The organism is Acinetobacter sp. YH12152 (genome assembly GCF_013418285.1).
GTDB classification, from domain to species: Bacteria; Pseudomonadota; Gammaproteobacteria; order Pseudomonadales; family Moraxellaceae; genus Acinetobacter; species Acinetobacter amyesii.
Genome location: NZ_VPCH01000097.1, coordinates 1 through 3,984, shown reverse-complemented (window position 1 = coordinate 3,984; position 3,984 = coordinate 1). Strand labels below are relative to the sequence as shown.

Below are 3,984 nucleotides of genomic sequence, written 5' to 3'. Positions count from 1 at the left end.
CGCGACTCATGAGTGCTCGGTTATATGCGGGCCAATTGGTTGTGCGATAGATTTTGTGTGTAGGCTTCTTCATTTGAAAATTATATCGCTGAAAAAGCCTTTACAGATAGGTTTGTGCAACAAAGCCCTCTGCCCTATATGGTTGACGGATAGATAAAAGACTAGGAAAAGAAAAGCAGACAAAAAAATACCATCGATAATAAAATTTGTTAAAAATGTTGCACGATGAAATTTAAATAAACTTGTAAAGCTAATAAATTAACAATTTTATATTCAAAAAAACTTAAATCACAAGTTAAGCTAATAAACAGCTTTAGCTATTTTAAATAAGTTCATTTTAAAAACCAAAATTTAGATTCATTGGCTATATAAAGCTTTAAATCAGTAGCTTCACTAACTTTTTTCACTTATTTATTTAAAACTTAGCAACTTAAAAAGACAGTTAAGTATTTTTAGATATTGCTTGGAATCAATTCAATTCATCAAGTTTTAAAAAATAATTCCTTTTGTCAGGTCTATCATTTTTTAAATGCTTTAAAAATATTTTCGCAGTTTCCTTCGATGCATCCTCTCTTAGGCAACGTTCAACAAAGGATATATCTACAAATTCATCTGCTAACCCAGCACGGCCAAGATCTAAAAAATAAATTTCATTGAATTTATCTATAAAAATATTACTATCCGTGATATCGCCATGAGAAAAAACCAATCTTTCTTCAACACGAGTCTCATTTAACTCATTCCATAGACTTATGTAAGTTTTATGGTCTCCCCATAATTCAGCCTCAAAATCATCTTGATCTATCTCGTCAAGGAGGTGGTTATCAATAAAAAATTTTGACTCTTTTAACCGATAATCAATGTTTGAAATAAATGGACAATCAATAATAGCAACTGCATTTAACAGATTGAGTGCCTCCTTATAGATAGCAAGCAATTCTTGGTCTGTTAAAAAAAGCGCTGAAATTGGTTTTGCATTGATCGCTTTAGTGATCATGAATTCAAACTGCTCATCCTGAAAAGTCATGATGAGTTCAGGCACCTTTAATTTTTCAGAGAGCCAACTCAACATTTTCGCTTCACGAGAGACACTGTATGTGGTCTCTGTATATAAAGTGCTAGAGCGCTTAAGAAAAAAAGTTTCATTATTTCGATTAAAAGAATAAACATCCGATGGCGACTGACCAATTTTATTTGGCTCTAAAACGCTGTTTCCAATAAATTGTTGAATAATATTGGGCAATTCCATCAAGTTTTCCTTTTATTCAGCATTAAAAACCCCGCAAATGCGAGGCCTAGTAAATAGATGATCTTAATTAGGTTCACTGTAGCAAAAATATGGGGCGAATTCAAACATGAGGTGCGACAGTTTGAAAAGTCTTATGATAATCAACAAGCTGAGCAAATTTCTCTAATGGTGTAAGCCAATCTAACGCTTTTCTAGGACGAGTATTCAGTGACATGGCAACTTGATTTAAATAATGCTGATCTGCCTGATTTAAATCAATCCCTTTAGGTAAATATTGCCTAATTAAACCATTCATATTTTCGCATGTGCCTTTTTGCCAGGGTGAATGTGGGTCACAGAAATATACATCTATGCCTAAATCTTCTTCAAGTATTTTATGTTCTGCCATCTCGCGTCCACGGTCATAGGTCAACGTTTTACGCAGTTCTGCAGGTAAATATTTCAGAGCTTCAGTTAAAGCCTTGCGCACTGATTCTGCCTTTGCATCAGGTAATGTTGCCAAGATACAGAGCCGTGTATTTCGTTCAATAAGTGTTGCTATCGAACTTTTATTGTCTTTACCTTTAATTAAATCAGCTTCCCAATGACCCGGTATTTTTCTTTCTTGAACTTCGGCTGGGCGCTCATGAATAGTTTTAATATCCTGTAATATAGAATCTTTTTTAGGTTCACCGTTAGCTTTTCGCTTTTTATTTTCATGACGTAGACAGGATAATAAGTCTTTTTTCAACTCACCCTTGGGTAATGCTCGTATCGTTGAATAAATCGTTGTATGGCTTACATTCATTGTTTGATCCAAATCAGGAAATGTCTTTAAACGCTTTGCTATTTGCTGAGGAGACCATAAACAACGGATCGCTTCAACAATAAATTTCCAGAGGATTGAATCGATTTTGAGTTTTCTGTGACCACGTCTACGTCTAGCAAAAGTGTTATCAGAAGCATATCGAGCTTGATAAACGTCATTGATGCTATTTCTTTTAAGCTCACGATAGATCGTACTAGGATGTCTTTTAATAAGTTCAGCAAATTTTCTGGCTGAAAAGCCTTCTTTTCTTGACTCAAGCATTAATGCAGTACGATCTTCAAAGTTAAGATGATGGTATGACAATTTTATATACTCCATAAACCCTTTAAATTAATTAGGTGGTTTATGTCGCACTTCAAGTTTTACTCTGCCCTGCTTCAACCGACAGAATTCATTCTCAACTAAATGTCTGATTTTATATAAATACCAATCCATGTATGATCAATAGATGACATTAACTTTATAATTAAAGCCTTTAAATGTCATCCAAAAATAAATATTAAAATTATTAATAAATACAAGATTCAATATTTTTAATAATATTAGCTATATTGTTTTTCTTTTTTATAATATTTTTTAAGTCAAAACTAATGTTATTGATATATTTTTCTAAGCAGAAATCTAACTCAGGAATTTCTTTAATTAGTTCGTTAGTTAATTTAATTTCATAGTTTTTATCTAATTCTTGTTGTCTAATTTCAATTAATTTTTTGTTTAATATTTCAGTTGCTTTAAATTTGCAATGATCAAATCTAAAATTTTCCAATTTTGAAGTTTCTGAATAATATTTTTTTCCATTCGAGCTAATAACTTCTGTGAGGTAATCCTGTCTTACAAGCTCTCTTAGAAGAGCATAAGTCTGCTGTTTTATTTCATCTGAAATGGTATCAAATTGAATCCAGATCTCTTTTGGAGTAAACATGACTAGAATAGTTTGTCGCTCAATAACGTGTAAGAACTGTTCTTTAACTGCATTTTTAATTTCTTTCATATGCCTTATCTTGGAAAGATGATAGCTAATTTTCAATTTATAGATTCTAAATTCTAAGTTGTAGCTTACTGAAACCGAGGTATCTTTACAGATTGTATGCCCTTTATCATTAGCTTTAAGTTCATTAAACGCACTCCGAAAAATTATCAATTTTAAAAATTTAAAGGAAAATAATCTATCACTTTTCAGTCGCATGATTCGATAAAAGTAAAATTTCCTGAGATGTATGAATACTAAGGAATCCTTAGTAATAAATCAATTTAAAACTAAGAAAATCTTAGTTTTATGGTTTATATCTGAACTAATGTCACAACATAATTCAAATGTTTTCTCTATACGTTTAAGAATTGCTCGAAAAACAAAGAACTTGTCCCAAGAACGTTTAGGGATATTGGCCGGTATTGATGAATCATCCGCAAGTGCTCGGATGAATCAATATGAGACTGGAAAACATGTTCCTGACTTTCTTATGGCGACAAAAATTGCAGATGTTTTAGAGGTTCCTGTCGCTTATTTTTATACTAATGATGATTTAATGGCCGAAATTATTTTAAAAATTCATTTGATGACATATTTACAGAAATTGGAAGTTTTAAAATTTATTGATAATTCAGAAGAACTTACCGATTGATGTCAATTGATTAGCGCTTATGACGTTTATAAAAGAATTAATTAAGCTTCTTTATCACACGTACTGTATGCTAATTTTAGATCGTAAATACTTTTCGTAAAAAGTATAGATCAACTCCTTGAATAACCACATAAATGTGCTCTAATCAACAATAACGTCAACTATAAGTATTTACTTCGTAAGCGTCCGCTGAACACACCTTCTGAATTCATCCTATAAGCCTTAATTTAGTCCCCACTTAGAAACAAGTGGGGACTTAAATTTATGACTACAAATAATCAGACATCCATCGCATCTCTTGCGAA

General features: G+C 31.9%; 4 protein-coding genes. 1 reads left to right on the top strand and 3 read right to left on the bottom strand.

Annotated features, from left to right (window positions below; genetic code table 11):
* Positions 1-469 precede the first annotated feature (469 nt).
* The 3 genes from FTU83_RS16865 to FTU83_RS16855 all read right to left on the bottom strand — a co-directional run bounded on the left by FTU83_RS16865 (position 470) and on the right by FTU83_RS16855 (position 3,048).
* On the bottom strand, positions 470-1,249 hold the full coding sequence (locus tag FTU83_RS16865; protein WP_000422634.1) for an APH(3')-VI family aminoglycoside O-phosphotransferase: 780 nt from the start codon (positions 1,247-1,249) through the stop codon (positions 470-472).
* Positions 1,250-1,349: 100 nt separating this feature from the next.
* On the bottom strand, positions 1,350-2,318 hold the full coding sequence (locus tag FTU83_RS16860) for an IS30 family transposase (RefSeq protein ID WP_014538385.1): 969 nt from the start codon (positions 2,316-2,318) through the stop codon (positions 1,350-1,352).
* A gap of 247 nt (positions 2,319-2,565) precedes the next feature.
* Entirely contained in the window at positions 2,566-3,048 is a 483-nt protein-coding gene (locus tag FTU83_RS16855) for a hypothetical protein (protein WP_180022928.1), read from the bottom strand.
* Positions 3,049-3,352: 304 nt separating this feature from the next.
* On the opposite strand from FTU83_RS16855, the gene FTU83_RS16850 reads away from it, so the two are divergent.
* A complete protein-coding gene (locus FTU83_RS16850; RefSeq protein WP_180022930.1) occupies positions 3,353-3,679 on the top strand; it encodes a helix-turn-helix domain-containing protein in 327 nt (108 codons plus the stop codon).
* Positions 3,680-3,984 lie beyond the last annotated feature (305 nt).